This is a genomic window from Phyllobacterium myrsinacearum (genome assembly GCF_002980555.1).
GTDB lineage: Bacteria > Pseudomonadota > Alphaproteobacteria > Rhizobiales > Rhizobiaceae > Phyllobacterium > Phyllobacterium myrsinacearum.
This window is the reverse complement of record NZ_PVBT01000001.1, coordinates 987,419-1,012,389: the sequence shown is the minus strand read 5'-3', so window position 1 is coordinate 1,012,389 and position 24,971 is coordinate 987,419. Positions and strand designations below refer to the sequence as shown.

General features: G+C 58.5%; 20 protein-coding genes and 3 tRNA genes. 5 read left to right on the top strand and 18 right to left on the bottom strand.

The genetic code is table 11. The annotated features are described in order from the left end of the window. Positions 1 to 49: 49 nt before the first annotated feature. The 10 genes from rpoC to C5750_RS04785 all read right to left on the bottom strand — a co-directional run bounded on the left by rpoC (position 50) and on the right by C5750_RS04785 (position 13,548). Positions 50 to 4,258, bottom strand: coding sequence for a DNA-directed RNA polymerase subunit beta' (gene rpoC, locus C5750_RS04830; protein WP_105732678.1), 4,209 nt, complete (start codon positions 4,256 to 4,258; stop codon positions 50 to 52). 143 nt (positions 4,259 to 4,401) lie between these two features. Continuing rightward, a complete protein-coding gene (gene rpoB / locus C5750_RS04825; protein ID WP_105732677.1) occupies positions 4,402 to 8,556 on the bottom strand; it encodes a DNA-directed RNA polymerase subunit beta in 4,155 nt (1,384 codons plus the stop codon). A 194-nt stretch (positions 8,557 to 8,750) separates the two neighbouring features. After that, entirely contained in the window at positions 8,751 to 9,128 is a 378-nt protein-coding gene (gene rplL / locus C5750_RS04820) for a 50S ribosomal protein L7/L12 (protein ID WP_105732676.1), read from the bottom strand. Positions 9,129 to 9,175: 47 nt separating this feature from the next. Further along, positions 9,176 to 9,694 carry a 50S ribosomal protein L10 gene (gene rplJ / locus C5750_RS04815; protein WP_105732675.1) on the bottom strand — a complete coding sequence of 173 codons (519 nt, stop codon included), beginning with the start codon at positions 9,692 to 9,694 and terminating at the stop codon, positions 9,176 to 9,178. A gap of 348 nt (positions 9,695 to 10,042) precedes the next feature. Further along, entirely contained in the window at positions 10,043 to 10,741 is a 699-nt protein-coding gene (gene rplA, locus C5750_RS04810) for a 50S ribosomal protein L1 (protein ID WP_105732674.1), read from the bottom strand. Positions 10,742 to 10,745: 4 nt separating this feature from the next. Beyond that, positions 10,746 to 11,174 (bottom strand): 50S ribosomal protein L11, encoded by a 429-nt coding sequence (rplK, locus tag C5750_RS04805; protein ID WP_105732673.1) that lies wholly within the window; start codon positions 11,172 to 11,174, stop codon positions 10,746 to 10,748. Between the two features lie 138 nt (positions 11,175 to 11,312). Further along, positions 11,313 to 11,843: a transcription termination/antitermination protein NusG gene (nusG, locus tag C5750_RS04800; RefSeq protein WP_105732672.1), complete on the bottom strand. Its 531-nt coding sequence runs from the start codon at positions 11,841 to 11,843 to the stop codon at positions 11,313 to 11,315. Between the two features lie 23 nt (positions 11,844 to 11,866). Further along, on the bottom strand, positions 11,867 to 12,067 hold the full coding sequence (gene secE, locus C5750_RS04795) for a preprotein translocase subunit SecE (RefSeq protein WP_091886799.1): 201 nt from the start codon (positions 12,065 to 12,067) through the stop codon (positions 11,867 to 11,869). Positions 12,068 to 12,292: 225 nt separating this feature from the next. Further along, positions 12,293 to 12,368: transfer RNA gene (locus tag C5750_RS04790), tRNA-Trp, on the bottom strand. A gap of 232 nt (positions 12,369 to 12,600) precedes the next feature. After that, a complete protein-coding gene (locus tag C5750_RS04785) occupies positions 12,601 to 13,548 on the bottom strand; it encodes a COG3904 family protein (RefSeq protein WP_130273173.1) in 948 nt (315 codons plus the stop codon). 405 nt (positions 13,549 to 13,953) lie between these two features. On the opposite strand from C5750_RS04785, the gene C5750_RS04780 reads away from it, so the two are divergent. Continuing rightward, on the top strand, positions 13,954 to 14,418 hold the full coding sequence (locus C5750_RS04780; RefSeq protein ID WP_130502060.1) for an STM3941 family protein: 465 nt from the start codon (positions 13,954 to 13,956) through the stop codon (positions 14,416 to 14,418). Positions 14,419 to 14,521: 103 nt separating this feature from the next. Here the strand turns inward: C5750_RS04780 and tuf are convergent, their stop codons facing one another. The 3 genes from tuf to C5750_RS04765 form a co-directional block, all read right to left on the bottom strand. Continuing rightward, entirely contained in the window at positions 14,522 to 15,697 is a 1,176-nt protein-coding gene (gene tuf / locus C5750_RS04775; RefSeq protein ID WP_105732669.1) for an elongation factor Tu, read from the bottom strand. 239 nt (positions 15,698 to 15,936) lie between these two features. Next, positions 15,937 to 16,010 (bottom strand) — tRNA-Gly (locus C5750_RS04770). A gap of 122 nt (positions 16,011 to 16,132) precedes the next feature. Continuing rightward, positions 16,133 to 16,217 (bottom strand) — tRNA-Tyr (locus C5750_RS04765). Between the two features lie 259 nt (positions 16,218 to 16,476). On the opposite strand from C5750_RS04765, the gene rlmB reads away from it, so the two are divergent. The 3 genes from rlmB to C5750_RS04750 all read left to right on the top strand — a co-directional run bounded on the left by rlmB (position 16,477) and on the right by C5750_RS04750 (position 18,658). After that, positions 16,477 to 17,340 carry a 23S rRNA (guanosine(2251)-2'-O)-methyltransferase RlmB gene (rlmB, locus tag C5750_RS04760; protein ID WP_105732668.1) on the top strand — a complete coding sequence of 288 codons (864 nt, stop codon included), beginning with the start codon at positions 16,477 to 16,479 and terminating at the stop codon, positions 17,338 to 17,340. Positions 17,341 to 17,453: 113 nt separating this feature from the next. Then, positions 17,454 to 18,068: a cytochrome b gene (locus C5750_RS04755; protein ID WP_105732667.1), complete on the top strand. Its 615-nt coding sequence runs from the start codon at positions 17,454 to 17,456 to the stop codon at positions 18,066 to 18,068. Next, positions 18,065 to 18,658, top strand: a complete 594-nt coding sequence (locus C5750_RS04750) for a YceI family protein (RefSeq protein WP_105732666.1) — start codon at positions 18,065 to 18,067, stop codon at positions 18,656 to 18,658. Before C5750_RS04755 ends, C5750_RS04750 begins: the two co-directional genes overlap by 4 nt. 16 nt (positions 18,659 to 18,674) lie before the next feature. Here C5750_RS04750 and olsE read toward each other — a convergent pair whose 3' ends face one another. Together olsE and C5750_RS04740 are read right to left on the bottom strand one after the other, a co-directional pair. After that, on the bottom strand, positions 18,675 to 19,661 hold the full coding sequence (gene olsE / locus C5750_RS04745; RefSeq protein ID WP_105732665.1) for an ornithine lipid hydroxylase OlsE: 987 nt from the start codon (positions 19,659 to 19,661) through the stop codon (positions 18,675 to 18,677). Between the two features lie 374 nt (positions 19,662 to 20,035). Next, positions 20,036 to 21,040: an alpha/beta hydrolase gene (locus C5750_RS04740; protein WP_105732664.1), complete on the bottom strand. Its 1,005-nt coding sequence runs from the start codon at positions 21,038 to 21,040 to the stop codon at positions 20,036 to 20,038. A gap of 256 nt (positions 21,041 to 21,296) precedes the next feature. Between C5750_RS04740 and C5750_RS04735 the strand changes: the two genes are divergently transcribed. Next, positions 21,297 to 21,872 (top strand): transglycosylase SLT domain-containing protein, encoded by a 576-nt coding sequence (locus tag C5750_RS04735; protein ID WP_105733118.1) that lies wholly within the window; start codon positions 21,297 to 21,299, stop codon positions 21,870 to 21,872. A gap of 97 nt (positions 21,873 to 21,969) precedes the next feature. Here the strand turns inward: C5750_RS04735 and C5750_RS04730 are convergent, their stop codons facing one another. The 3 genes from C5750_RS04730 to C5750_RS04720 form a co-directional block, all read right to left on the bottom strand. Next, positions 21,970 to 23,073 (bottom strand): ABC transporter substrate-binding protein, encoded by a 1,104-nt coding sequence (locus C5750_RS04730; RefSeq protein ID WP_425350409.1) that lies wholly within the window; start codon positions 23,071 to 23,073, stop codon positions 21,970 to 21,972. 193 nt (positions 23,074 to 23,266) lie between these two features. Then, the gene (locus C5750_RS04725) at positions 23,267 to 24,175 is read right to left on the bottom strand and encodes an aminoglycoside phosphotransferase family protein (protein ID WP_105732662.1); all 909 of its coding nucleotides are present in this window, start codon (positions 24,173 to 24,175) and stop codon (positions 23,267 to 23,269) included. 34 nt (positions 24,176 to 24,209) lie between these two features. Then, entirely contained in the window at positions 24,210 to 24,743 is a 534-nt protein-coding gene (locus C5750_RS04720; RefSeq protein WP_105733117.1) for a cupin domain-containing protein, read from the bottom strand. Positions 24,744 to 24,971: the final 228 nt, after the last annotated feature.

The window sequence follows — 24,971 nt, the reverse complement described above, 5'->3', positions numbered from 1 at the left end:
AAGGCCGCCCCGAAAGGCGGCCTTTTCAATGTCGTCATGGGCACCCGGCTTATTCGGCCGGGGTGCCTGTCATGTCGGTCAGCATGGCGTCGGCCTTGGCAGCACCGGCACCGCTTTCCTTGCGGCGTTCGTCGATGATCAGTTCGTCGCGGGCACCGGCAATGCGGCGGATCTGCTTGACCGTGCCGCCCGTACCGGCCGGGATCAGACGGCCAACGATGACGTTTTCCTTCAGGCCCTGCAGCGCATCCATCTTGCCGGCAACAGCCGCTTCCGTGAGGACGCGTGTCGTTTCCTGGAAGGAGGCAGCCGAGATGAAGGACGGCGTCTGCAGCGAAGCCTTGGTGATACCCAGGAGAACCGGCGTACCATAGCCCGGCTTCTTGCCATCTTCCTCGAGACGTTCGTTGATCTCGTCCAGCTCGATCCGGTCGACATGGTCACCGGCGATGAAGCCCGTGTCACCGGATTCGGTGATTTCGACCTTCTGCAGCATCTGGCGGACAATCACTTCAATGTGCTTGTCGTTGATCAGAACGCCCTGCAGACGATAGACTTCCTGGATTTCATTGACGAGATACGAAGCGAGTGCTTCCACGCCCTTGATGGCCAGAATGTCATGCGGCGCCGGGTTGCCGTCGAGGATGTAATCGCCCTTTTCGATCGCATCGCCATCCTGAAGATGGAAAGGCTTGCCCTTGGGGATCAGATATTCGACAGGCTCGAGCGTCTCGTCGTTCGGTTCGATGACGATGCGGCGCTTGTTCTTGTAGTCGCGGCCGAAGCGAACCGTACCATCGATTTCGGCGATGATCGCATGGTCCTTCGGACGGCGGGCTTCGAACAGTTCCGCAACGCGCGGCAGACCACCGGTGATGTCCTTGGTCTTGGCGCTTTCCATCGGAATACGGGCAAGAACGTCACCCGCCTTCACGTGCGAACCGGGTTCAACCGACAGGATCGATTCAACCGACAGCTGGAAGCGTGCATCGCCGCCCTTTGCCAGTTTGAGAACCTTGCCGGCCTTGTCCTTGACGACGATGGCAGGCTTGAGATCCGAACCGCGCGGGGTCGAACGCCAGTCGATGACCACGCGCTTGGTGATGCCGGTGGATTCGTCCGTCGTTTCCGAAACGGAAAGACCGTCGACCATGTCTTCGAATTCGACATGACCTTCGACTTCCGTCATGACCGGACGGGTGTACGGATCCCACTCGGCCACACGCTGGCCGCGCTTTACCGTATCGCCATCATCGACATAGATGCGCGAACCGTAGGTGACGCGGTGTGTCGCCCGTTCCTTGCCTGTCGCATCGAGGATGATAACAGCCATGTTGCGGCCCATGACGACCAGATGGCCGTCGGAGTTGCGCACCACGTTGCGGTTACGGATCTGCACCGTGCCTTCATAGCTGGCTTCGAGGAACGACTGATCCACAACCTGCGCCGTACCACCAAGGTGGAACGTACGCATCGTCAGCTGCGTGCCCGGCTCACCGATCGACTGCGCGGCGATAACGCCGACAGCTTCACCCTGGTTGACCGGCGTACCACGGGCCAGATCGCGGCCGTAGCACTTGGCGCAGATGCCGCCGCGGGTCTCACAGGTGAGAGCCGAACGGATGCGGATGGACTGGACGCCGGCCTTCTCGATGGCATCCACATCGAACTCGTCGATGATGTTGCCGCCGGTGACCAGAACGTCGCCGGAAACCGGATGCAGGATGTCTTCGAGTGCCGTGCGGCCGAGGACGCGCTGACCGAGGGTCGCAACGACCTGGCCGGCATCGACGATCGGCTGCATGGTGAGGCCCGTTGTCGTGCCGCAATCCACCGAGATGACAATGCAATCCTGCGCGACGTCAACCAGACGGCGTGTCAGGTAACCGGAGTTGGCCGTCTTCAAGGCGGTATCGGCAAGACCCTTACGGGCACCGTGGGTCGAGTTGAAGTACTCGTTCACGGTCAGGCCTTCCTTGAAGTTCGAAATGATCGGCGTTTCGATGATTTCGCCCGAAGGCTTGGCCATCAGTCCGCGCATACCGCCCAGCTGGCGCATCTGGTTCGGCGAACCGCGGGCACCCGAGTGCGACATCATGTAGATCGAGTTCATCTGCTTCTGGCGGCCAGTGACAGGATCGAACTCGACAGCCTTAATGCGGGCCATCATTTCGTCGGCGACCTTCTCGGTGCACTTGCCCCAGGCGTCAACGACCTTGTTGTACTTCTCGCCCTGGGTGATCAGGCCGTCATTGTACTGCTGCTCATATTCGGTCGCCAAAGCTTCGGTCTCGGCAACGAGCTTCGCCTTGGTTTCCGGAATGACCATGTCGTCCTTGCCGAAGGAAATACCGGCGCGGCAGGCATGGGAGAAACCGAGCTGCATGATGCGGTCGCAGAAAATGACCGTCTCTTTCTGTCCGCAGTGGCGATAGACCGTGTCGATCATCTTGGAGATGTTCTTCTTGGTCATTTCCTGGTTGCAGATGTCGAAAGGCACGTTGTGGTGCTTCGGCAGCAGTTCGCCGATGATCATACGGCCAGGCGTGGTCTCGTAGATCTTCGATGTCGGCTTGCCGTCCGCATCAATGCTCTTGAAGCGGCCCTTGATCTTGGTGTGCAGGGTCACAGCACCGCTGCCAATGGCATGGTGAAGCTCGCCCATATCGGCAAAGGCCATGCCTTCGCCCGGCTCTTTGGCCGCAACGATCGACAGATAATACAGGCCCAGAACCATGTCCTGCGACGGAACGATAACCGGCAGACCGTTGGCGGGGTGCAAGATGTTGTTCGTCGACATCATCAGAACGCGGGCTTCAAGCTGCGCTTCCAGAGAAAGCGGAACGTGAACAGCCATCTGGTCGCCGTCGAAGTCCGCGTTGAAAGCGGTACAGACGAGCGGATGCAACTGGATTGCCTTGCCTTCGATCAGGGTGGGTTCGAATGCCTGGATGCCAAGACGGTGCAGCGTCGGCGCACGGTTCAAAAGAACCGGATGCTCGCGGATGACCTCGTCGAGAATATCCCAGACTTCTGGCTTTTCCTTTTCAACCAGCTTCTTCGCCTGCTTGACGGTCGAGGAGTAACCCTTGGCGTCGAGACGGGCGTAGATGAACGGCTTGAACAGTTCGAGCGCCATCTTCTTCGGCAGACCGCACTGGTGCAGCTTCAGCTCCGGACCGGTCACGATGACCGAACGGCCGGAATAGTCGACGCGCTTGCCGAGCAGGTTCTGGCGGAAGCGGCCCTGCTTGCCCTTGAGCATGTCGGACAGCGACTTCAGCGGACGCTTGTTGGCGCCGGTGATGACGCGGCCGCGGCGGCCGTTGTCGAACAGCGCATCAACCGATTCCTGAAGCATGCGCTTCTCGTTGCGGATGATGATGCCGGGCGCGCGCAGTTCGATCAGGCGCTTCAGACGGTTGTTGCGGTTGATCACGCGACGATAGAGGTCGTTGAGATCGGATGTCGCAAAGCGGCCGCCATCCAGCGGAACGAGCGGGCGCAGGTCCGGCGGAATGACCGGAACGATCTTCATGATCATCCATTCCGGACGGTTACCCGATTCCAGGAAGTTTTCGACGATCTTCAGACGCTTCATCAGCTTCTTCTGCTTCAGGTCCGACGTTGTCGTTGCCAGCTCTTCCCGCAGGTCGCCGGCAATCTTCTCCAGATCCATGGAAGCCAGAAGCTCATGAATAGCTTCCGCGCCGATCAGTGCCGTGAAGGAATCTTCACCGAACTCATCGACAGCGATCATGTATTCTTCTTCTGAAAGCAGCTGATGCTCTTTCAGGGATGTCAGGCCGGGTTCGGTCACGATGTAGTTCTCGAAATAGAGAACGCGCTCGATACCCTTGAGGGTCATGTCGAGCAATGTGCCGATACGGCTTGGCAGAGACTTCAGGAACCAGATATGCGCAACCGGAGCTGCGAGTTCGATATGGCCCATGCGCTCACGGCGAACGCGCGACAGCGTTACTTCCACGCCGCACTTTTCGCAGATGATGCCCTTGTATTTCATGCGCTTGTACTTACCGCACAAGCATTCATAGTCCTTGATCGGCCCGAAGATCCGAGCGCAGAAGAGACCATCCCGCTCCGGCTTAAACGTGCGGTAGTTGATCGTCTCCGGCTTCTTGATCTCACCGTATGACCAGGACAGAATCTTCTCAGGGCTGGCGATCGAAATCCGGATGGAATCGAATGCCTGTACAGGCACCTGAGGATTGAAAAGATTCATGACCTCTTGGTTCATGCCGTTTCTCCATGGGGCAAAAATTGCCCTCTGCTTGCGATGGAATGATCCGCCGTCGCGGGTCCATCTAGATCAAATGCCGCTTCTGCAGCGGCTCGAAACAAAATGGTCGGGTGCGCGGCAAGCCGCGCACCCCAACTTTTCTACTCTGCCGCGTCAGGCAAGGCCTGCTGCTGGTCCTGCTGGCGTGTATCGTCCAGCTCGACATTGAGACCGAGCGAACGCATTTCCTTGACGAGAACGTTGAAGCTCTCGGGAATACCGGCCTCGAACGTATCGTCACCGCGGACGATCGCTTCATAGACCTTGGTACGGCCGGCGACGTCATCGGACTTGACCGTGAGCATTTCCTGCAGCGTGTATGCCGCACCGTATGCTTCCAGGGCCCAGACCTCCATTTCACCGAAGCGCTGGCCGCCGAACTGGGCTTTACCACCCAGAGGCTGCTGCGTGACGAGCGAGTAAGGTCCGATCGAACGGGCGTGGATCTTGTCGTCGACCAGGTGGTGCAGCTTCAGCATATAGATGTAGCCGACAGTCACCTGACGATCGAAAGTTTCACCCGTACGTCCGTCATACAGCGTCGACTGACCGGAAGCCTTCAGACCCGCCTGTTCCAGCATCACATTGATGTCCGGCTCATGCGCACCGTCAAACACCGGCGTTGCAATCGACACGCCGCGCTTCATCTGCTCACCAAGACGCACGATGCTCTCGTCGTCATAGTTGCGCACTGGCTCGTTGCGGTCGTTGTCGGGGATGATCGACTCGATCGTCGCCCGCAGCGGCTGGATGTCGCCCTGCCCGCTTGCAGCATGCTGCGCCTTGTAGGCTTCGATCAGATCGCCGATCTTCTTGCCCATTCCGGCACAGGCCCAGCCCAGATGCGTTTCCAGAATCTGGCCAACGTTCATGCGGCTTGGCACGCCAAGCGGATTGAGCACGATGTCCACATGCGTTCCGTCTTCGAGGAACGGCATGTCTTCAACGGCGGCAATACGCGAGACAACACCCTTGTTGCCGTGACGGCCGGCCATCTTGTCGCCTGGCTGGATCTTGCGCTTCACAGCAACGAAGACCTTGACCATCTTCATGACGCCCGGAGGCATCTCGTCGCCGCGCTGTACCTTTTCGACCTTGTCCATGAAACGCTGTTCGAGCAGCTTCTTGGAGTCGTCGTACTGGTTGCGCAGAGCTTCGATCTCGCCCTGAAGCTTCTCGTCCTCGACGGCAAACTGCCACCACTGGGAGCGCGGGTGTTCACCCATGACTTCCGTCGTGACAACGGTGCCCTTCTTGAACGACTTCGGTCCGGCAACGGCAGGCTTGCCATTGAGAACGTCAGCCAGACGGCCATAGACGTTGCGGTCAAGAATAGCCTGTTCGTCGTCGCGGTCCTTGGCCAGACGCTCGATTTCCTCGCGCTCGATCGCCATGGCGCGTTCGTCCTTTTCAACGCCGTGGCGGTTGAAAACGCGAACTTCCACAACTGTACCGTAAGTCCCGGGCGGCATGCGCATCGAGGTGTCACGGACATCGGAAGCCTTTTCACCGAAGATGGCACGCAGAAGCTTCTCTTCCGGCGTCATCGGGCTTTCGCCCTTCGGCGTGATCTTGCCGACGAGAATATCGCCCGGCTGAACTTCCGCACCGATGTAGACAATACCGGCTTCGTCCAGGTTCTTCAGGGCTTCTTCCGAAACGTTCGGAATGTCGCGCGTGATTTCTTCCGGTCCAAGCTTCGTATCGCGGGCCATGACTTCGAACTCCTCGATGTGGATCGAGGTGAAGACGTCATCCGAAACGATCTTTTCAGACAGAAGGATGGAGTCTTCGTAGTTGTAGCCATTCCACGGCATGAACGCGACGAGCACGTTGCGGCCAAGCGCCAGATCGCCCAGATCCGTCGAAGGACCGTCGGCAATGATGTCGCCCTTTTCGATCCGGTCGCCAACACGCACCAGCGGACGCTGGTTGATGCAGGTGTTCTGGTTCGAACGCTGGAACTTCATCAGGCGGTAGATATCGACGCCTGATTTGCCCGGTACGAGATCTTCCGTCGCACGGATAACGATACGCGTTGCATCGACCTGATCGACGATACCTGTGCGGCGTGCGCCGATGGCGGCGCCGGAGTCACGGGCAACGATCGGCTCCATGCCGGTACCGACGAACGGCGCTTCCGCACGAACCAGAGGAACGGCCTGACGCTGCATGTTCGAGCCCATCAGAGCGCGGTTGGCGTCGTCGTTTTCCAGGAACGGAATGAGCGCTGCGGCAACCGATACGAGCTGCTTCGGCGACACGTCCATCAGATCCACGTTTTCACGCGGAGCCATCAGAACTTCACCCGCATGGCGGCAGACAACGAATTCGTCCGTGAAGGCGCCGGAAGCGTCGAGTTCCACATTGGCCTGCGCCACGTGATACTTGGCTTCTTCCATGGCCGAGAGATAGACGACATCGTCCGTGACCTTGCCGTCAACGATCCGGCGGTACGGGCTTTCGATGAAGCCGTACTTGTTGACCCGGGCAAAGGTTGCGAGCGAGTTGATCAGACCGATGTTCGGGCCTTCAGGCGTTTCAATCGGGCAGATACGGCCGTAATGCGTCGGATGCACGTCGCGGACTTCGAAGCCGGCACGCTCACGGGTCAGACCACCAGGTCCAAGTGCCGAAAGACGGCGCTTGTGGGTGATTTCCGAAAGCGGGTTGGTCTGATCCATGAACTGCGACAGCTGCGAGGAGCCGAAGAATTCGCGAACGGCAGCAGCTGCCGGCTTCGCATTGATCAGGTCCTGCGGCATCACGGTGTCGATTTCGATGGACGACATGCGTTCCTTGATGGCGCGCTCCATGCGGAGCAGGCCAACGCGGTACTGGTTTTCCATCAATTCGCCGACCGAGCGTACACGGCGGTTGCCGAGATTGTCGATGTCGTCGATTTCACCGCGGCCATCGCGCAGATCGACCAGCATCTTGACCACGGCAAGGATGTCTTCCTTGCGCAGGATGCGGACGGTGTCTTCCGCGTTCAGGTCGAGACGCATGTTCATCTTCACGCGGCCAACAGCCGAGAGATCATAGCGCTCGCTGTCGAAGAACAGCGACTTGAACATGGCTTCGGCCGAGTCGATTGTCGGCGGCTCACCTGGACGCATGACGCGGTAGATGTCGAACAGCGCGTCCTGACGGCTCTCGTTCTTGTCGACGGCCAGCGTGTTGCGGATATACGGTCCGATATTGACATGGTCGATATCGAGAACGTTGATCTCGGCTACACCGGTATCGAGCAGAACCTTGAGGGTCTTCTCGTCCAGCTCGTCACCGGCTTCGAGATAGACTTCACCGGTTTCCATGTTGACGATGTCTTCGGCCAGATACATGCCGAACAGGTCGTCTTCCGTTGCCTTGATGAACTTCAGGCCCTTTTCAGCAAGCTGCTTGGCCGCACGGGCGGTCAGCTTCTTGCCGGACTCGAGAATGACTTCACCGGTATCGGCATCGATAACGTCTGTTGTCGCCTTGAACCCGCGGAAACGGTCGACGGAGAACGGAATGCGCCAGGTGTCGCCGTCACGGCTGAACATCAGCGAATTGTAGAACGTCGACAGGATTTCTTCGCTGTCCATGCCCAGCGCCATCAAAAGCGATGTCGCAGGAATCTTGCGGCGGCGGTCGATACGCGCATAGACCACGTCCTTGGCATCGAACTCGATGTCAAGCCAGGAACCGCGGTAAGGAATGACGCGCGCGGCAAACAGCAGCTTGCCCGACGAATGGGTCTTGCCCTTGTCGTGATCGAAGAAAACGCCCGGCGACCGGTGCATCTGCGAAACGATGACGCGCTCGGTACCGTTGACGATGAACGTGCCGTTATCGGTCATGAGCGGCATGTCGCCCATGTAAACGTCCTGTTCCTTGATGTCCTTGATCGACTTGGCGCCCGTATCCTCGTCAATATCGAACACGATCAGACGCAGCGTGACTTTCAGCGGTGCAGCATAGGTCAGATCGCGCTGACGGCATTCGTCAACGTCGAATTTTGGAGCTTCAAATTCATACTTGACGAATTCAAGCATGGAAGCGCCGGAGAAATCCTGGATCGGGAACACAGACTTGAACACAGCCTGCAGACCTTCATCAAGACGCCCGCCTTTCGGTTCCTCAACCATGAGGAACTGATCGTAGGAAGCCTTCTGAACCTCGATGAGGTTCGGCATCTCTGCGACTTCAGGGATCTTACCGAAAAACTTGCGTACGCGCCTACGACCGTTAAAAGTATGGGTCTGAGCCATCGTCGCTCCTCGTCTTTGCGCCAGCGGAAACTGGCATGTTTCTTAAAACCGCTTTTGCGGCCCCGTGAACGGGACAAAACCCGTTTCCTGAAAGCATCGGAATTGCCGTCAGGAAAAGGGTTCGGTACCGGGTTGCCCAAAAAGGGCAGATCAGCGGACAGGGCTTGTCGCCCTGCCCGCCAAAAATGCTAGACTTACTTCAGTTCAACCTTGGCGCCAGCTGCTTCGAGCTGTGCCTTGATCTTGTCAGCTTCGTCCTTCGTAGCAGCTTCCTTGACTGGCTTGGGAGCAGCTTCAACGAGGTCCTTGGCTTCCTTGAGGCCGAGACCGGTGATTGCGCGGACTTCCTTGATCACGTTGATCTTGTTAGCGCCGGCATCGGTCAGAACGACGTCGAATTCAGTCTTTTCTTCAACGGCTGCAGCAGCTGCACCGCCGCCAGCGGCAGCAGCAACAGCAACAGGAGCAGCAGCAGAAACGCCCCACTTCTCTTCCAGAAGCTTCGAAAGTTCAGCAGCTTCCAGAACGGTCAGGTTGGACAGGTCGTCTACGATCTTTGCGAGATCAGTCATTTTGGTTTTCCTTTACAAGGTTCGATATATTGACAGCGAGAACGGCCTTATGCCGCTTCGTCCTTCCGGGCATAGGCGCCGAAAACGCGGGCAAGCTGGCCTGCCGGTGCGTTGACGATCTGAGCGATGCGCGTTGCTGGTGTCTGGATCATACCAACCAGCTTTGCACGCAACTCGTCGAGTGACGGCAGTGCGGCAAGAGCCTTCACGCCATCAGCGTCGAGAGTTGTTGCTCCCATCGAGCCACCGAGGATGACGAGCTTTTCGTTACCCTTGGCAAATTCGATGGCGATCTTTGGTGCCGTAATCGGATCATTCGAATAGGCAACAAGTGTCTGGCCTGTGAACAGGTCAGAGATGCCTTCCGATTCCGTGCCCTGAAGAGCGATCTTGGCAAGGCGGTTCTTCGCGACTTTAACGGTGCCACCAGCATCACGCATCTTGGAGCGAAGATCGCTCAGCTGCGCAACGGTGAGACCGGTATAGTGGGCCACGACAACTGAACCGGAGTCCTTGAAGACGCCGTTCAGCCACGTGACAAATTCGCGCTTTTCCGCTTTTTCCACTGTCTCTCTCCATTTGGCAGAAACGCACGGTGCGTCCCTGCCGGGTTGCCTTTTGTTGCAAGGCTTCAATCCGGAAACGGAAGCCAAACAACACTTGAGGATCCTGTCCCCCCTGCTTCGCCGGAAACCCGGCTGCAAGCGAAAGGCAACTACGGTTCGAACCTTGTCTCGGTGGATTTTTCCACCCTAACAAAGCTGTTCCACGTCTCATGCAGGCTCATGACAATTAAGGCGAGCCACCTGCAATCTCGGACAGGATAACCGGACTTTCATCCGGTTATCCAGGCCCCGAAAGGCCTGGAATTCTTTAAAACTCAGACCGTTAGGTCCAAGACTTCACATCGATTGTTACGCAGGGCGCACAGTCGACGGATCAACCTTGACGCCAACGCCCATCGTCGACGAAATCGCGACGCGCTTGACATATTCACCCTTGGCGCCTGCTGGCTTTGCCTTGGTGACGGCATCGGTGAATGCCTTGATGTTTTCTTCCAGCGCCTTGACATCGAACGATGCCTTGCCGACGCCTGCGTGAACGATACCGGCCTTCTCGACGCGGAACTCGACAGCACCGCCCTTGGAAGCCTTGACCGCTGCCGCAACATCCGTCGTTACGGTGCCGACCTTCGGGTTCGGCATCATGCCGCGCGGTCCGAGAACCTTGCCGAGACGGCCGACGAGCGGCATCATGTCCGGCGTGGCGATGCAGCGATCGAAATCGATCTTGCCGCCATTGACGATCTCGAACAGGTCTTCCGCGCCAACGATGTCAGCACCGGCCTTCTTGGCTTCTTCAGCCTTGTCGCCGCGAGCGAAAACAGCAACGCGAACCGTACGGCCCGTGCCGTTTGGCAGGTTGACAACACCGCGAACCATCTGGTCCGCATGGCGGGGATCAACGCCGAGGTTCATCGATACTTCGATCGTCTCGTCGAACTTGGCAACGGCACGTTCCTTGACCATGGCAACAGCCGCAGTCAGATCATAGAGCTTGTTGCGGTCAACGCCTTCACGAACCTTGGCTACACGCTTTGATACTTTTGCCATCGTCTCAGCCCACCACTTCCAGGCCCATCGAACGGGCAGAACCTTCGACCATGCGCATGGCGGATTCAACATCCGCTGCGTTCAGGTCCTTCATCTTCGCCTGCGCGATTTCACGGACCTTGTCGCGCGAGATCTTGCCAGCAACCACCTTGCCTGGCTCTTTCGAACCGGACTTCAGGTTTGCGGCCTTCTTGAGGAAGTAAGACACCGGCGGCGTCTTCATCACAAAAGTGAAGGACTTGTCCTGATAGTATGTGATCACGACCGGAATGGGCGAACCCTTTTCCAATTCCTGCGTGGCCGCATTGAAGGCCTTGCAGAATTCCATGATGTTGATGCCGCGCTGACCAAGTGCCGGTCCGATCGGCGGGGACGGCGTTGCCGATCCTGCCGAGACCTGCAGCTTGAGCTGGCCTGCAATTTTCTTAGCCATAACTTCTCTGCCTTATCATTATGCCGGAAAACCGGCGGTTGCAGTTTGGTGGTGCGGATTGAAGACCCGGCTAAAGGCCGCCTCACCTCCCACCATTCGCCACTGACGTGGCTGGCCGCCCGTCAGGCGGCCGGTCGATCAGATCTTTTCGACCTGACCAAATTCCAGATCGACCGGCGTAGCGCGGCCGAAAATCGAAACTTCCACCTTGAGGCGCGAACGCTCTTCGTCGACTTCCTGAACGATGCCGTTGAACGAGGCGAACGGACCATCGGCAACGCGAACGCTTTCGCCGATCTCGAACGAGATCGAAGCCTTCGGACGCTCGACACCTTCCTGAACCTGCGTCAGGATCCGCTCGGCTTCCTTGTCGGAAATCGCGACCGGCTTGTTGTCGGAACCGAGGAAACCCGTCACCTTCGGCGTATTCTTGATCAGATGATAGGCATCATCCGTCAGGTCGGCGCGAACAAGGACATAACCCGGGAAGAACTTGCGCTCAGCATCAACCTTGCGGCCGCGGCGCACTTCAACCACCTTTTCGGTTGGCACGAGGATCCGCTCGAAAAGATGCGACAGACCCTTCTGCCTCGCCTTTTCTTCGATCGACTCGGCGACCTTCTTTTCAAAGTTCGAATAGGCGTGAACGATATACCAGCGCGCGGTCATTCAAATTTCCTTGTCAGCCTGCGTTAACGACCAAGACCGAGAACGAGATCAATCCCGAAGGCCATCAACTGATCAGCTGCGAAGAAGAAAATCGCAGCAAAAAACGCCATCACCATCACCATAGCGGTGGAAATGAGCGTCTCACGGCGTGAAGGCCAGGTGACCTTTGCCGTTTCCGCGCGCACTTGCTGAAAAAAACTTATCGGGTTCGTCTTGGATGCCATTTACCGCTCGTGCGTGTCATGTTGTTGTAAACTCAATATGTTGTCATGGTAACAACACGCTTTGTTCACACCATTACGGCCCGTAAAGCTGATCGTTCAGCTCCACGCACCGCGTGTCTGTTGATGTTACATAGAACCGATTCCGGTAAAACACAAGTCCCCGGTTTCGTTTCTTTCCAAACATCTGTCAGCACACCATCCAATCGTGTGCGGGCAGACTATGAGTGGCAGGGGAGACAGGATTCGAACCTGCGACCTACGGTTTTGGAGACCGCCGCTCTACCAACTGAGCTACTCCCCTACAGTCCGGGGCGTACATTCCATAAAGCGCTGCGCTTTTCAAGCCCCTATTCCGGCTGCACGGTACTTTATGAGAAATTCAACCGGCAGCAATGGCATTTGGCAGAGCCCTGTCGCTCCCTGGCAATGAAATGGTGATTGTTCACCGGGATTTAAACCGGACCGGAGCACGAAATCCCGCTTTCCGGCCGCGCTGATCGCAGAATTGCGAGAATCAGCCCGGCCGCAACCCGTCAATTCATCCTCGAAACTACCTTGGAACCGGCAGATTTGATTCCGACGCAGTTGACGGCCTTCGGCTCCTGCTCGCAGATGCGCGTCGCCGCGAGGTCGCTGACATCCCCCGCCCCGGTCACGAGCTTGTACTGAACCAGTTCGTCCTGGGTCAGAACCGAGATATCCTTGGCCGGAATCGACAGCATCCGGTCGACAATGGCCGGATCGATGCCCATGCCGGTGAAATAGACGAGCAGTTTCTTGCGGTAGCCCTTGCTCAGATCGGTACGCTCGTAGGAACCGGCGGGTTTGCGCCCGATGATCTTGGTATCCAGTATCTTCTTCTTGCCGTTCACCATGCGGTAGCGCGTCTCGTAGGTGATGCGCGTCTGGGTGTAGACCTGCGTGATCTGATGCACGCCCATCAGCGCCCAGGGACCGACAAGACGCCTTTCGCCCGCGGCAAAGATATAGGGACAGGCGGAGAGGCAGTAGGCACCCGCCGGATAGGGATATCCCGCATAGGCCCCATCGGCATAACGGCCGGGCTTGCATTTCTGATCGGGACTGCATCCCTCAAAGCGGGTTCTGCCAATGGCGATGTCCAGACCGCGCTTGCGGATCATGCGGCCGACCTGCATGGCCGCATCCACATTGCCGCCATTGGATTCCATGATGATCGGCAGGCGCCTGTTGCCCATGGCCTTCAGAATTTTCCGCAGCTTGGCCGGCGTGTCGTCCAATATGGTGCCGGAAGCCCATATCCATTCCGGACAGGCGGGCTCACAACTCGACACCGCGCTGCGGACAATGGCAAAGCGCATGGATTGCAGCGCAGGCTCCCTCGCCTGTTTCTTGCCCGCCAGAACAGGCGCGACAAGCACCAGCTGCACCAGCAATGCCAGGAGAACACCGGCAACCATACCTGAGAGAACGCTGCATCCGGCCAAACGAAAACCAAACATGTCAATCCCGATAACTACCAATTGCCCGCTGCCGGATCGCGGCGGTATCCTTGAAGCCGAATATGCTCTACTGCCGCAAGGATAAACCAAGGGTCCGGAAGGGTAAACAGAAAGCAGTTGCCCTTTCGCCGCAGGGGCGCGTTGCCTGTTAGGGCAGTGTGTGAAAACGCCGCGCTCTCGATAAGTGTACAATTGAAACAAAGTATGAATTGACGCGTCATAGGAATGTCATGCTCACGTCATCGATTTAAGCCATCACATTTTCGTGAATTCAACCTGCCCCTTCCCTCGACCTGTCCCGGCCTCGACCGGCGGTCGCGGCGAATGGTGAAAGAGATCAAAATGGACGCGCGCCAAACGATCAAAATCAAATCCTCGTTTTCGAGGCCATTGCAGCATATTGCCATGACAAGCATGCTGTCCTTCTATTCAATCGGGGTCGTCATCTACGAATTGCTCGGCAGTGAACCCGAAAACCTGATCGAGTACATCGCCTGTGCCGGTTCCGTGGTCTTCCCGCTTCTCACGGCCCGCCTGGTCTGGCGGCTGCTGAAGACCCGCGATGCCATCACCATCTCGCCGGAAGGCCTGTGTGACAGGCGCCTGGCCGACGAGACCATTCCCTGGAAGAACATCAACGAAGTGGCGTCGTGGAATGACAACCGCGAACAGACAATCGTGCTGGGTATCGATCCCCATCAGGTGGATCAGCTCGGCCGGGGCATCAAGTCGAGGATCGTCCGGGCATCGCTGTTCCGGATGCCGAAGGGCATCTACATCGACGGCCGGGTCCTGTCGATCGACTTCGAACGCCTGTTCGAACTCGTTGCCGCCTACCATCGCACCTACGGCAAACCGAAATCCGTCTGAGTCAATCGGATAGACAACAAGCGGGCAGCCAGACAACAGCAGCATGCAAATAAAAAAGGCGGCCACTGGCCGCCTTTTCCGTATTCACATTGTCTTGCGACAATTACTCGATGATCGAAGCAACAATCCCGGCGCCAACCGTGCGGCCACCTTCACGGATAGCGAAGCGCAGCTTCTCTTCCATTGCGATCGGCACGATCAGCGTCACATCAACCGAGATGTTGTCGCCGGGCATGACCATTTCCGTGCCTTCCGGCAGCGTCACCACGCCCGTCACGTCGGTCGTGCGGAAGTAGAACTGCGGACGGTAGTTGGAGAAGAATGGCGTATGACGGCCACCTTCGTCCTTCGTCAGGATATAGGCTTCTGCCTTGAACTTCGTGTGCGGCTTGACCGAACCCGGCTTGGCCAGGATCTGGCCGCGCTCGACGTCTTCACGGCCAACGCCGCGGATCAGCGCGCCGATGTTGTCGCCTGCCTGGCCCTGGTCGAGCAGCTTGCGGAACATTTCAACGCCGGTCACCGTCGTCTTCGTCGTCGGCTTGATGCCGATGATTTCAACTTCTTCGCCGACCTTGACGATCCCGCGTTCAACGCGGCCCGTCACAACCGTACCACGGCCCGAGATCGAGAACACGTCTTCGATCGGCATCAGGAACGGCTGGTCAACCGGACGTTCCGGCGTCGGAATGTACTTGTCGACTTCCGCCATCAGCGCGCGCACCGCGTCTTCGCCGATTTCCTTGTTGCTGTCTTCAAGCGCAGCCAGAGCCGAACCCTTGACGATCGGCACATCGTCGCCCGGGAAGTCGTACTTCGACAGAAGTTCGCGCACTTCCAGTTCAACCAGTTCCAGAAGCTCGGCATCGTCAACCTGGTCGACCTTGTTCAGGAAAACCACGATCGCCGGAACGCCAACCTGGCGGGCAAGCAGGATGTGCTCGCGCGTCTGCGGCATCGGGCCGTCGGCGGCCGATACAACCAGGATCGCGCCGTCCATCTGCGCCGCACCGGTGATCATGTTCTTCACATAGTCGGCGTGGCCGGGGCAATCGACGTGCGCGTAGTGGCGCGCTGCCGTCTCGTACTCGACGTGTGCCGTCGAAATGGTGATGCCGCGCGCCTTTTCTTCCGGTGCAGCGTCGATCTGGTCATACGCCTTGAACTCACCAAAATACTTCGTAATCGCTGCCGTCAACGACGTCTTGCCATGGTCAACGTGACCAATCGTGCCGATGTTGACGTGCGGCTTGTTACGTTCAAACTTGCTCTTAGCCATAGCTGTCGTTCTCTCGTCATCACAACCGGTCTAGGGCCGGTACCATGTTTGTAGCTCAGACGAGACAGCAAGCCGTCCGTCAGCTCAGTCTCCCGCCCGGCCAAATCAACCGGATCAGGTTGGTTTCGTCTTGTTCATGCTCGTTCATATGGGGACACATGAGCGGCGTGCAATGCTCAAGACAAAAATCGAAGAGCACCTCTGCGCGCTCACGCGTGCACGCGGTGCTCTTGCAAATCTGGAGCGGGTAGCGGGAATCGAACCCGCATATTCAGCTTGGAAGGCTGCTGCTCTACCACTGAGCTATACCCGCACATATTACAGTGCCGTGCATGCGAAACGCACTGGAACCACCGTAACATTTTAAACGGTGCACAAGCCATACCAAAACCAGTTCCGGTTTTGGCTTGTGCATCAGGCGCTCGGTTCCGGCAGTGGTGGAGGAGGTTGGATTCGAACCAACGTAAGCCAAGCTAACGGATTTACAGTCCGTCCCCTTTAACCACTCGGGCACTCCTCCGGTCACTACCGATAGAACCGCGCCATCAGGCACTCTGCAAAACCAGCTGCCGGATTTGTTTTCCAGCGGCGGCTTGCGGGTGGCCTTATGCCGACTAGCTTTCGTGGTGTCAACAGTCTGCGGAAGAAAATGACGGGTCCTGTGAAAATCATTGTCCCGGGCCACTCCCCGGCGCGGCCGCGGCAGGAAAGCGGGAGCATCTGCATTTTCGCCAAGAAGCATATATCGCCGGGCGGCATGAAGGGTTATAGGTTGCGGCATGAGCGAAGAAAAACCATCCCGTACACCCAAAGATTCCCACTATGCCACGCTGCGCCGCCAGTTCCGCGACAAGAAGGCCGGAGGGCCGCCGCAGGCCCAGCGCGCGACTCGGCCCGCTGTCGAAGGCACGCAGGCGCCCGATGGGCTGGTGCGCCTCTATGGCCTGCACACCGTGCGCGCGGCCCTGGACAACCCCCAGCGCCAGATCAAACGCATGCTGGTGACCAAGAATGCCCTCGACCGGCTGGAGATCGCTGATTCGTCCGCCCTGCCCTTCGATGTCGATATTGTCGATCCCCGCGCCATTGATCGCGAAACCGGCTCCGAAGCCGTGCATCAGGGCGTCATGATCGAAGTCAGGCCGCTGAAAACCCAGTCGCTGAAGGCTTTGAAAGACAGCCAGCTCCTGCTGATTCTCGACCAGGTCACCGATCCGCACAATGTCGGCGCGATCATGCGGTCCGCCGTTGCCTTCGGTGCCGGGGCGATCGTTACCACCGCCCGCCACAGCCCGCAGGAATCGGGTGTGCTGGCCAAGGCTGCTTCGGGTGCGCTCGAACTCATTGCGCATATCGAGGTGCGCAACCTCGCCGATGCCATCAACGAGCTGCACGAACTTGGCTTCGCCACCATCGGCCTTGATTCGGAAGGCCCGCTGGAGCTTGAAAAAACCATGGCGCATGACCGCATCGCGCTTGTTCTCGGGGCTGAAGGCAAGGGCTTGCGGCAAAAAACCCGCGAAACGGTGACCCATCTCGCCCGTCTCGACATGCCCGGCGCAATCAAATCGCTCAATGTCTCGAATGCCGCAGCCATCTCGCTCTATGCGGCGCAGCGCTTTCTGAGCACAAAAGCCGGATAATCCGCGCGGCCGGACAAAAGAACCGGCGCACCGAATAATTATCGCGGCTGCGGTGTTCATTCCACATCAGGGTTGTCCCTCCCCAGGGGCGGCCCGTGCGATGGAGTGCACCGATGCTGCGAAATGATGCCGAATCCTATGGCGTGGTGACGATCCTCTTCCATTGGATCATTGCCGTCATTTTCCTTGGACAGATTCTGCTGGGCTATCTGATGGTCCGCACCGGCAATTACGCCCTGCAGTTCAGCCTCTTCCAGTGGCACAAATCCCTGGGCTTTCTCATTCTGCTGCTCTCGGGCCTGCGGCTTTTATGGCGGATGGTAAACCCGCGCCCGCGCATGCCGGATGGCATCAGCCGGATCGAGCGCGCCGCGGCGCATGCCGCGCACGGATTTCTCTATCTTGCCCTCTTTGTCATTCCATTGACCGGATGGGCGGTTGCCTCAAGCTCACCGTTGCAGATACCGACCTATGCCTTCAATCTGGTCGTGATACCGCCATTGCCTCTGGCCATCTCGGATCAGGCCGAAGCATTCTGGACAATGAGCCACGCCTGGCTTGCCTATCTCTCCGCCATTGTTGCCACCGCACACATACTGGCGGCCCTGCACCATCATTTCTGGAAAAGGGACGCTGTCCTCCTGCGCATGCTCGGCGCGCGCCGCCCGGCCCCGGTTCGGCCGCATGCCGATCCCCTGCGCATTGCGAACAAGGATACCCGATCATGACCATCGCCCGAACCTGCGTCAGCGCCATTCTCAAGGCCGCCATACCACTCCTGTTCGCCATAGCGCCGGCACTGGCAAACGCCGATACGCTGGCCGATGTGGCAGGCCGTTACAGGATCGATGCATCGTCCCGCATCGGCTTTGTCGTCGAGCAAATCGGCGGCGGCGGCATATCCGGCGATTTCAAGAAGTTTTCCGGCGTCTTTGCCCTGAACAATGGCGATATCAGCCGGTCCAGCATTGAATTCACGCTGTTTCCCGAAAGCGTCAACACCGGCCAGTCGCGGATCGAAAACTTCCTGCGGTCCGACGCCGTGTTCGATGCGCAGAACTTTCCAACCGTCACATTCAAATCAACGCACATCACCCAGACCAGCGCGAACACCGCCACCATCGACGGAATATTGACGGCCCGCGGCAAGAGCAGCCCGGCTAGCTTCCAGGCCAGCCTTGCCACCCACGACCGCAACGCCATCGTTTTTCACGTCGAAGGCAAGGTCATGCGTTCCCGATACGGCATGGATGTCGGCACGCCGATCTATTCGAACGTCGTGCAGTTCAACATGACCATCCACGGCCAGCGCGGTTGAACCGGCGATCGCCGCCTCAATCCTTGTCGCCAACCTTGTCGCCGGCGAGTGCTTTCGCCGCAACCGATGAAGCGCCAGCCTCATCGCTCTTCTTCGGGGCATAACCGAGAATCTGCCTGACCCCCTTGGCCGAAAAGGGCTGCGCCAGCTGGCCGAGAAAGCTCTTGGCCACCTTGCCGCTGATACCGATATCGACAGGCGATGGACGCGGCGGATTGAAATAGGTCCCCAGAATCTGGTCCCACAGCACCAGATTCTCGCCGTAGTTGGTATTGCCTTCCGACAATTCCTTGGAGTGGTGCCAGCGGTGCAACCGCGGCGTGCTGAGAACCCAGTCGAGCGGCCCGGTGCGCACATCGACATTGCAATGGGTCAAAAGCCCGGTAAACGCCGTCACGGCGCTGATCCACAGGAATACTGGCAGCGGGGCACCGAGCAGGTAGAGCGGGATCTGGCTGAGCGCAATCTTGAACAGCGAATCGATCACATGGAAGCGCCCCGTATTGACCACCCACAAACGCTCGACACTGTGGTGCAAGGCGTGAAAGCGCCAGAGCGCCAGTTTTTCATGGGCCAGCCGGTGGGCGATATAGAGCCCGAATTCGGCGATGATCAGTCCAAGGACGACCTGGATCGCCAATGGCCACGCACTCGGCCAGATATGCGCCGAGGTGCTGAGCACAGGCTGGGCGACGATGGCCACCAGCATGGGGAACGACGCGCCAATGGCCGCGGCGATCTGCACGGCACCCTTGGTCAGCAATGTATGGGCGATGTCATTGAAGGTTTCGCCATCGCGTTTCAGCCAGGTTTGCTCGTACGGCATGATGCGCTCGAAGATGGCAATCAGCGCCACCACGGAGAAATACACCACGTTGAACCAGAGAAGCGGTGACTGTGTCTGAAACGCCGCATAGGTTCCGATGAGACCGACGCAATAGAACAAGGGCCACAGTGAATAGGAGAGTGCTGCGTAGAGCCACGAATTCTTGGGGATCAGCATTGGATTCTCCCCCTGGCAGGAATCATGGCTCTCAAGCTGTATTCGTTGTTTGTCGCAGTCATATTGGGTTCACGTCGTTTTTCATCGGCTAAATTTCAGGCACAGCAAGGTGCTTCTTCATCTGAAGAGCAGGTTGCGAGGCATCGGTCAATTCTGATCAGCAGATCAAACCGGGTTGTTACCACACTTGGGTTGTCACCACATTAGATTGCAAGAACATTGCATAAAACCCCGTTTGTCAGGTTGCCAACCGGAACTTTCGCTCCGTGGCGGCGTTCCCTTGTCGCTGGTCCTCCAGCAAGGGCCTGACCGGGATACCTGCTCTCCATGTTGGTCGCCCGGTCGGGCCTACCCTATCTGGGGCGCCCGATGCCTCAGCTCAAGGCCTGGGCGAGAAACGGCAGGCTCACATCCATGCGGTAGTCGACAGCCGAATGATTATCGTCGAATTCTTCGTAGCGGTGCGCAATGCCAAGCCGGTCAAGCGTCCGGTGCACCCGGCGCGAGCCATAGAGAATGTTGTACTGGTCCTTGGTGCCGCAATCGAAATAGACAGCCTTCAGCTTGGCCAGATTGTGCCCATGGGTTTGCGCGAGCTGCGCCGGGTCCCAGGCAAGCCAGTTCGCCCACCGCTCCTCGATCAGTTCGCAGGTTTCCAGATCGACGGGCAGCCGCAGACCCAGAAACGCCTGCGGATCGGGATCGAATGTTGCCGCCTGGGCCAAAATCATGATGACCAGCGTGTCGCTGTCGCTCTTTTTCGGTTTCGCCTCGAAAGCCTTCATCCAAACTTCGATAGACAGGTCATGTTCGGCGAGCGCCCGCAGGACGCCGGGAAATTCCGGCAGATAAAGCTGTTCAAAGCCCGCATCGCCGGAGTGGCTGGCGGCCGCGGACCAGATATCGGACCGGCGCATGGCGTGGACATGCGTGCCGTAGCCGCCGGAGCTTTTGCCGAAAACCCCGCGCTTGCCCTGACCGCCGCAGCCGAACCGGCCTTCGACGGCCGGCAGCATTTCATCGATGAGGAAATCTTCCCAATTGCCCATCGCCGCGCTGTTGATGTACTGGTTGCCGCCGAGCCGCGTAAAGCAATCCGGGAAGGCAACCACGACCGGCGGCATGGCGCCCGAACCGATCAGCCGGTCCAGCCGTTCCGGAACGTTTTCGCCAAACCCCTTCCAGTTGGTGTGCGCGGGACCGCCGGCGGTGAACCCCACGAGATCGACAAGCAGCGGCAGACCGGTGCCATCATGCCCGGCGGGCACGTAGACATCCACCACGCGGGCGGTCGGATCGCCCAGCAGGTTGTTGCGAAGGGAAACACCGTCGATGATCAGCCGATGCACGGTTCCGGCGGGATGAAGGGTGGCACGCATGGGGAAACCTCTGGATAAATGACCGGCGACCTCCATTGCACGAAACGGATTCGCCGGAGCAAGCCTGATCCCGCTCCGGCACGAAGGCAAGTCTCTTTATCGCCTGGGACACATCCGGGGATCACTGCGGCAGCGTTTAAGAAACAATAAATTGTCACATCAAATTTGATCGAATGTGATCGGCTTCTACGGCCGTTTGGTAAGATTCCATTAGGAATTGAGGACTAGTTGGTTGGGCAAGACAAAGGACTTGCCCATGCGCCGCATCATGATGATACCCTTGTTGTTGCTGGCAGGCTGCGCCTCGGCGCCCACCCAGACCAACAATGTTTGCGCCGTATTCGATCAAAAGGACGGCTTTTTCAACAATTGGTATTCCTACGCCAAGGGCGCGGAAGCGCAATATGGCGTGCCGGTTCCCATTCTCATGGCCACGATCAATACCGAATCCGGCTTTCAGGCCCGGGCAAGACCGCCGCGCACCAAATTGCTCGGCTTCATTCCCTGGACGCGTCCCTCCAGCGCCTATGGCTATTCGCAGGCGCTCGACGGCACCTGGGCGGAATTCCAGCGCAGCACCGGACGCTATGGCAGCGGCCGCACCAGTTTTGCCGATGCGGTGTATTTCGTCGGCTGGTATCACGCGCAAAGCAACAAGAAGAACGGCATCCCGCTCAACGACGCCTATAATCTCTACGCCGCCTATTATGCCGGTCCCAAGGAATACGCGCGCGGAACCTGGCGAAACCGGCCGGGTGTCGACCGGGCAGCGCGGCGCACCGCCGCCATGGCAAGCCGCTACGCCGCGCAGATGCAGAGCTGCGGACTGTAGAACAGGTCTTGTTTGCCAATGAAAACGGGCGCCCGAGGCGCCCGTTTTCATGGTGACCCGAACAGGTGGAGGAAATGACCGCCTGCCGTCCGCTGTCTTACGGCTTCATCGCCGCATAGGCGCCGTCGTGCCAGATATTGATGTCATATTTGGCGTCCTTGATATCGCCCTTCGCATCGAAAACCACCGGGCCAATGACCGTATTGACCGGCTTTCCATCCTTGAGCGCCGCCGCAACCTTGACCGGATCATCGCTGCCCGCCCGTTCAATGCCCTGAGCGAAAGCTTCGACGACCGCATAGGAGAACAGCGTGAATCCATCCGGCGTGAAGCCGCTGGCCTTGATCTTCTCCACGGCCGCCTTCGCCTCGGGCCGGGCCTGCGGATTGGCCGGGAATGTGAACATCACGCCCTCGCCTGCCGGTCCTGCCACCGCCCAGAATTCCGGCGAGGCAATCGCATCGCCCATCATCAGCTGGAACTTGAAGTTCTGGTCGGCCGCCTGGCGCAGAATGAGGCCTGCTTCGGGATGATAGCCGCCGAAATAGACGAAGTCGGCCTTTGCTTCCTTCAGCTTGGTGATGAGAGCCGAATAGTCCTTGTCGCCGGCATTGATGCCGTCATACAGCACTTCCTTCAGCCCGCTCTCGTTCATCTTGGCCTTCACCGCGTCGGCAAGGCCCTTACCATAGGCGCCCTTGTCATGCAGGATGACAACGCGCTTGCCCTTGTAGGTCTTGGCGATCCACGGACCGACGAACTCACCCTGGCCGTCATCGCGCGTGTAAAGGCGCATGATCGTCGGCCAGCCCTTTTTCGCAGCCGCATCGGTCAGGTCGGGATTGGATGAAGCCGGCGTCATCATCAGCACGCCAGCCTCGGCATAAACCGCCGACGCTGGAATGCTGGCCCCGGAACAGGCATGGCCATCGACGAACTTGATCCCTTCCGCAACGATGCGGTTGGCAATGGAAACAGCCTGTTTGGGATCGCAGACGTCATCTTCGATCACCAGCTTGATCTGCCGTCCCTTGATGCCGCCCTTTTCGTTGATCGCCGCGGCTGCGGCCTGTGCACCCTGCTTGAACTGGTCACCGATATTGGCAAGCTGGCCCGTCATCGGACCTGCGACCGCGATCTTCAGATCATCGGCCAGCGCAACTGGAGCGCCCAAAGCAACACTCAGTAATGCAGCTTGCATTATTCTCTTCAAAGACATGGTTTTTCCCCTCATTTTTCTTCGATGGTCCGCAAGGACGAGCGAACCGTACTATAAGTAAAAATGAAATACCACGCCCCGCAGGTACGCATTCAGTAGGAAAAAACCGGCATGGTTTATCGCGGGAAAACAGCCGTTCTCAACATGCAAATCCGCTGTAAATCTCAAACGCTTTTCAAGGATCCCTGTCATCCGCAAGCACCTCTCCAAGGATGTGCTTTGCGTTTTCTTTTTCCAGGGGATTGGTGCCGGGAAGTCCGGCATAGACGATCAGCGCCTTCCACACTGTCCAGCCGCGCCCCCGCGCCCAGGTTGCGGGATCAAGCGGCAGCGCAGCCTTGAAGCTTTGCCGGCTTTCCCCTTCGAAAAGGGTCCAGGCAATGGCAAGGTCGCAGGCGGGATCGCCCACACCGCACGTGCCAAAATCAATCACGGCGCTCAACCTGTGGTCTCTGACCAGAAGATTGCCGGAGGCGACATCGCCATGAAGCCAGACTGGCGGTCCGGACCATGCCGCTGCAAGGGCTGCATCCCAGACGGCCGTCGCCAGGCCGGTATCGATCGCACCGCCAAGCACCGCAATGGCTTGCCGGGTTTGCGCGTCATAGACCGACAGCGATCCGCCGCGATGAAAATTATGTGCGCCTGGCACCGGGCCGCCTGTTGCATCGGCGCCCTGCAGCGCCGTGAGGAACGCCGCCAGATCATTGGCAAACTGCGGCAGGTCAGCGATCCGCTCCCGCTTGGCGGTTTCTCCGGCAAGCCATCGGTAAACCGACCAGTGCCAGGGATAATGTTCGTCCGGCTCTCCCAGGGCTACCGGCTCGGGAATGGGCAAAGGCAGTTGCGGCGCAAGCCGCGGCAGCCAATATTGCTCTTTCTGCACCTGCGCGGCATAGGAAGCGCCGCTCGGCAACCGCACCGTCATGTGATCGCCGAGATGAAAGGTCCTGTTGTCCCATCCGCCGTGCCGGACCGGCTTTATCGCCAGATCCGACCATTGCGGGAATTGCGCCGCAATCAGCGTTCTGACCAGCGCCGCATCGATCACGATGGGTGCTTCACGCGAAGTATCATTCGGCATTGCGCAATATCTCCATGCAACAGGATGACGGCCCCTATTCCGCTTTGGTGGCTTTGGCCGCTTTCCAGAGCCGGACTTTGTCCGGCATGCCGTCATGACCGCCCAATGGGCGTTCGGGAGGATTGTCCCACCAGTCGGAACGCAGTGCCTTGCGCTCGGGATGGCGTGGATAATAGATCAGATTCTCCGGTTTCGGCGTTTCGCCCACCACGAGAAGACGGACCTCCTCCGCGGTATTGTTGAGAAAACTATGGGCAATGCCGGTGCCCGCCGGAAAACCAACCGCATCGCCCGCCTTCAACCGGTGCAGTTCACCATCCAGCCAGACATCGGGCGTGCCTTCGATAACATAGACGAACTCCTCTTCCGCGCTCTCGGCGTGCGGAAACGATGTCCGCCGTCCGGGCAGCAGACGCTGATGGTGTATGCCGATCCTGCCAAGCCCGAAATGCCGGCCGAAGGCTGCATTGATGGCGAGCAGTTCGTCGTCGCCCTTGTAGTGGTTGTCATCCGCCCCTTCGATCTGCGACCAATGGGCAATGGAGGACGGCCGGTCTTTCCCTGTCATATCAAGCTCCCGATGAAATGAACGGCGCGCACCGGGCCGTGTGATCATGAATCCGGGCGAATGGTATGGGAGCGGTGATCCACTTTCAAGCCGTCCGGCGATGGAAGGATGCGCATGCACCTCGCCGGGAAACCACAGCCCGGAACCTTACGAATCGTTAAGAAAAAAACCGTTGCCGAAGCACCGCGTTTCACATCAATCTGGAAACATTAGAATGATTATAAATTG